Below are 4,469 nucleotides of genomic sequence, written 5' to 3'. Positions count from 1 at the left end.
GCCTAAACAATGCCTTGGCGGTTATTAAGTTACTTTGTGCAAGGTAATGCAAACAGAAATATAGCCGGCCGTTAGCAACCATAATGAAAAAGTATATAATAGCACTTGCAATTTTTGTTTTCTCCTGGCAAGCTAATAATGCTCAGGAAACAGGAAATGATAAAATAAATCAAGAAAAGTCGAACATTCTTGTAAAAGAATACCTGTTTTTCAATCAGAATGACACTAGGATTTATGACTGTACTTTTGGCAATAAAAAAACTACTGATACAGTATTAATAAAGAAATTCGATCTTCAAAATGAAAAAGGTTTTTATCCTTGGGAAGATGACGAGCCATATTTTTTTATTTCTTCAAATTCGTTTTTAGGTGGAATTTCTATTATTCGAAATGACTCAATCTTTTTTAAAGAAGTTGAAGTAGAAAGTTCACTTATTAAACTGAAAAAAAATGATTTAAAATTACTTTTCCCAACTGTAGTTGAAATAGGTGAAACTTACAATTCAGTTAATATTTTTGATAAAAAAGTTGACTATACTATCATAGCTGTAACTGACATAATTGTACTAGGTAAGACATATGAAAACTGTTTACAAATCAGAAAAACTGTTCACTGGGATAAAAATAAAGATGTTGATAATGTTTGGATTGCAAAAAATATTGGTGTTGTAAAATGGGAACGATCGACTGGCCGAATAGAATTGCTGAAAGAATTTGTCCGAAGCAATTCATCACCCGAAGAGAAAATTCCATATGGTCCAATATATTTGAACAGTGCTGGTACCAAAGTGCATGAATCTAATATGTTGGAATCATATAAAGTTAATTCAGATTTCTCGACCTCAGTTTATAACGAAAATGGCTACCTGATTAGAGAAGATTTTTTTGGTGTTACTGGAGAAATGAGTATGAAATATATTACTTATGAATATAATAATTCAGGTTTGTTAGTAAGAGAATTGTATTACTATAATGCAAGACTAAAAGATGATTCTGAACCTAACAAAATATGGCTGAACGAATACATTTATGATTCTAAGGGAAAACTTATCAAAACTAGATATAAGTTTAATATAGACGATAAAAAATGGGATAACACTAGAGATTTTGATCATTTAAATCAAGAAGCTGTAAGTGAATTACGATATAGTAAAAGGCACCCAATATTAAAATAAAACGTTCGCTAACAACATGTAAAATTCATAATTGCTAAGTACCTTAGCAACAACGAAATTTTACACAAACGTTAGCTTTCATAAAGTAAAGAGCAAAAATAAAAGTCAAGTACGTATGTTTTTTTGGATAAAATTGTGAGATATATGTAAATTAAGTTAATTTCAGGATCAATTCTATTTAATAATTATATTTTTGTTGTAAATTAACTACAGTAATGAATCACGATTTAGATATATTAAATTCTCAAATAATATTTTCATATTCTCGCAATATGGAAATAAGAAAAAGAGTATTTGAATTTGAAGATAAATTAAAGGAAAATTTTGTGACACCATTTAGAACTGTTGCAATTCCGAATGAAATTGACCCAAACATTCCTCGGTTTGATTCACAATCAAAACATAATCATAGTAGAATACAGGTTTCACAAGTAAGAACAACTTTAGCAACTAACTTTGATGAAAATTACACTAATACAGATGCTGCTGTTTATTTAAAAGAAAAAAGGAATAAAATACAATCATTAGTTGAAACTGAAAATATAGAATTTATTGCTTACGTTTTCGAATTAGTTACTTATATTCCTGAAAATCAAATAAATTCAATTCTTAAAGAAAATACAAAAGCAATTGCAATTAAAGATGATTGTAGAGATTTCACAATTTTGTATTCAAAAGTTTACAAAAATGACTTTTATCTAAACATAAAATGTTCTAAATTCACCGAAGAGAAAATTACAATAAATGTTGAAAATGCTGTGCCAGCTATAAAGCATGGTATTAGCATTATCATAGACATAAACTCTAAAGTTGTTTTTGAAAAAAATGAACCTTTTAATAGCGAATTATACAACGATTTAGAAAAGCATTTGTTTGCTTTAATTGAAGATAAGACGCTTAATGACTATTTACAAGGAAATATATAGAAGATATGATTAAAACTTTGTCATCAACAAGTACAATCCTTTTTTGTGGCCTTTCTAGTTTCGCAAATTCAAGCGTTTCTATTAATGAGATGAGACTTCAAACGGAAGAAGAGTTATATGCAGTAGAATTGAGTTATAACGCACCTGAAAATTTCAAGTCAAATAGTGATGTTTATATTTCAGATTCATATACCACAGTCTTTCATGAAAAAAGTAGATATAACGACTCTAATCTATTAGAATTAACGCAAGTAATAGCGGAAGAACAAATTGCATTAGATGCTGATTTAGCAGATGCGCTTGACGAACTGTTTTATTCTAATATTAATTCTAAGCCTACGAAAAATAGATTTTAATGGCTTCTGAAGATATTAAGAAAGATGCGTTAGAACTAATTCGAGCTTATTTACCAAAATATTTAACTCCTGAATTAAGCCAAAATCTTTTCAGTATTGTCTCAGAACATTTTCCTCTATCAAGTGATGGTAAATTAATATACTGCAATAATCTAGAGTCTGAATTTTATTACCAAGGTGACGCAATAGTAGACATCCCATTTTCTGTTTTCGCAAATGGTGAATACAAAACGAATTATTTAAAAGGGGTGATTATGTCCAATACATGTGATATAGCTTCAGAAAATGATCGAATTGAAAATTCATTTGTTCAGTTTTCTTCAATTTTTTCTTTAGAAGAATACATTTCAAAACTTAATGAAAAGAAAATTTCTGAAAATAAAATCGACTCCTTTCTTAGTAATTTAAAAGGTAATAGAATTTCAAATCTATTTTATTTGCCAAAAATTGATAAAGTAATGGATGAATCATTCATTCGATTTGATGTAAATGTTTCACTACCGATTTCAATTTTTGAAGGTGAGACTTATGATAAGGATTATAAATCAAATGGAGGAGACAGATTATTTTCTTTCTCGAATTATGGTTTTTATCTATTCTTAATCAAACTATCTGTCCATTATTGTCGCTTCAGGGAAGGAGTTTTTCGGAATGCATAAAACGCAAGCTAACAAAATGTATATTGCATAGCTGCCCTATGGGCTAGCTCCGCCAACATACACAAACGTTAACTACAAGCGGTGAACCACTGTAAATAACAATACAACCATAGTACACGGCGGACTTTCCCCAAGGCAAACCACAGTACTTTAAAATGCAAAATTATAGCGATACTGAGTGCGGCGGACTGTACCCAAGGTAACCCAAAACCTGCACATGGATTAGCATTTAACGCAAAACCTCAAGAAACTCATTACCGAGAACGCTTTTTTTGATTTCGATTTTAGCGGTACTTGTCGTGGCCTTTCCTCCCACTACTCTGGAGATTGGCGATTTTTACTGGAGAGCTAGGCCACTGTAAAACAATTTGTAGGGGAAAAATTGAAGTGTTATTTGAGATGGACCAAAGCCGAAAAAGAAGGTGAACGACTGTACCCGAATGTTTAAAAATCAATAAAGCAGTAGTTAACATAACCTATATTCAATTTGCATTTACTAAGGAAAAGTCTGGTAACCAAAAAACTGACGCCAAACCATAGTTTAAAAACTTAAAATGATTACTTTAGCTAAACAATGCCTTGGCGGTTATCTAATTACAGTTGTGCTAGGTAATGCAAACAGAAATATAGCCGGCCGTTAGGTGCAAGCGGAAGTTGGTAAAGGAGGTTAAAAAAACCACAATAACCCACAGTTTTCGGTAGACAATTCCAAAGGCAAATCACTGTATTTTTAAATGCAAAATTATAGCGGTACTAAGTGCGGCGGACTGTACCCACGGCAACCCAATTCTCTGGCGGACTGATCCCGCGGTGAATCACTGTATTTTTTAAATGCAAAATTTTAGCGGTACTGTGTGGCGCGGACTTTTACCCAGGTTAGAAAAACGCGAAACGCGTAAAATTTGACGTGAATTTTGTGTGGAAAAAATTGAAGTGGCATAGGGGGTTGACCACCGTAACCACAGTATTAAAAAATTAAAGCAGCACCTAACATAACCTATATTCAATTTGCATTTACCAATTAAAAGCAGTGGTAATTAATAAAATAGCGCCAAAACATGGTTTAGATAGTCTAAAATAATTAATTTAGCCTAAACAATGCTTTGGCGGTTATCAAGTTACTTTGTGCAAGGTAATGCAAACAGAAATATAGCCGAGCGTTACATGCCATTGGCGATTTGTTGAATAGGAGTAACCACAGTAAAAAAATACCACCCCACAGTAACCCTAACCTTGGCATTCTCTGAAAAAAGCCGCTTAACTTGCAGGAATATTCGTTACCAAGAACATTTTTTTAATTGCGATTTTACGCGGGGATTTTCCTCCCAATACTCAGGAGATTGGCGATTTTTA

General features: G+C 31.7%; 4 protein-coding genes. All 4 read left to right on the top strand.

The features are described 5' to 3' along the window. Window positions 1-83: 83 nt before the first annotated feature. The 4 genes from DNU06_RS17265 to DNU06_RS17250 all read left to right on the top strand — a co-directional run bounded on the left by DNU06_RS17265 (window position 84) and on the right by DNU06_RS17250 (window position 3,116). A complete protein-coding gene (locus tag DNU06_RS17265) occupies window positions 84-1,175 on the top strand; it encodes a hypothetical protein (protein ID WP_111064755.1) in 1,092 nt (363 codons plus the stop codon). A gap of 215 nt (window positions 1,176-1,390) precedes the next feature. Then, the gene (locus tag DNU06_RS17260; RefSeq protein ID WP_111064754.1) at window positions 1,391-2,101 is read left to right on the top strand and encodes a hypothetical protein; all 711 of its coding nucleotides are present in this window, start codon (window positions 1,391-1,393) and stop codon (window positions 2,099-2,101) included. Window positions 2,102-2,106: 5 nt separating this feature from the next. Next, on the top strand, window positions 2,107-2,457 hold the full coding sequence (locus DNU06_RS17255; protein WP_111064753.1) for a hypothetical protein: 351 nt from the start codon (window positions 2,107-2,109) through the stop codon (window positions 2,455-2,457). Next, complete coding sequence (locus DNU06_RS17250; protein WP_111064752.1) at window positions 2,457-3,116, top strand: hypothetical protein; 660 nt, start codon at window positions 2,457-2,459, stop codon at window positions 3,114-3,116. Before DNU06_RS17255 ends, DNU06_RS17250 begins: the two co-directional genes overlap by 1 nt. Window positions 3,117-4,469: the final 1,353 nt, after the last annotated feature.

This window comes from Putridiphycobacter roseus (genome assembly GCF_003234935.1).
Lineage (GTDB): Bacteria > Bacteroidota > Bacteroidia > Flavobacteriales_D > Crocinitomicaceae > Putridiphycobacter > Putridiphycobacter roseus.
This window is presented reverse-complemented; position numbering and strand designations above follow the sequence as displayed.

Coding starts and splice junctions, on each gene's coding strand:
- DNU06_RS17265 (WP_111064755.1), top strand. CDS start 84: ATGAAAAAGTATATAATAGCACTTGCAATTTTTGTTTTCTCCTGGCAA.
- DNU06_RS17255 (WP_111064753.1), top strand. CDS start 2,107: ATGATTAAAACTTTGTCATCAACAAGTACAATCCTTTTTTGTGGCCTT.
- DNU06_RS17250 (WP_111064752.1), top strand. CDS start 2,457: ATGGCTTCTGAAGATATTAAGAAAGATGCGTTAGAACTAATTCGAGCT.
- DNU06_RS17260 (WP_111064754.1), top strand. CDS start 1,391: ATGAATCACGATTTAGATATATTAAATTCTCAAATAATATTTTCATAT.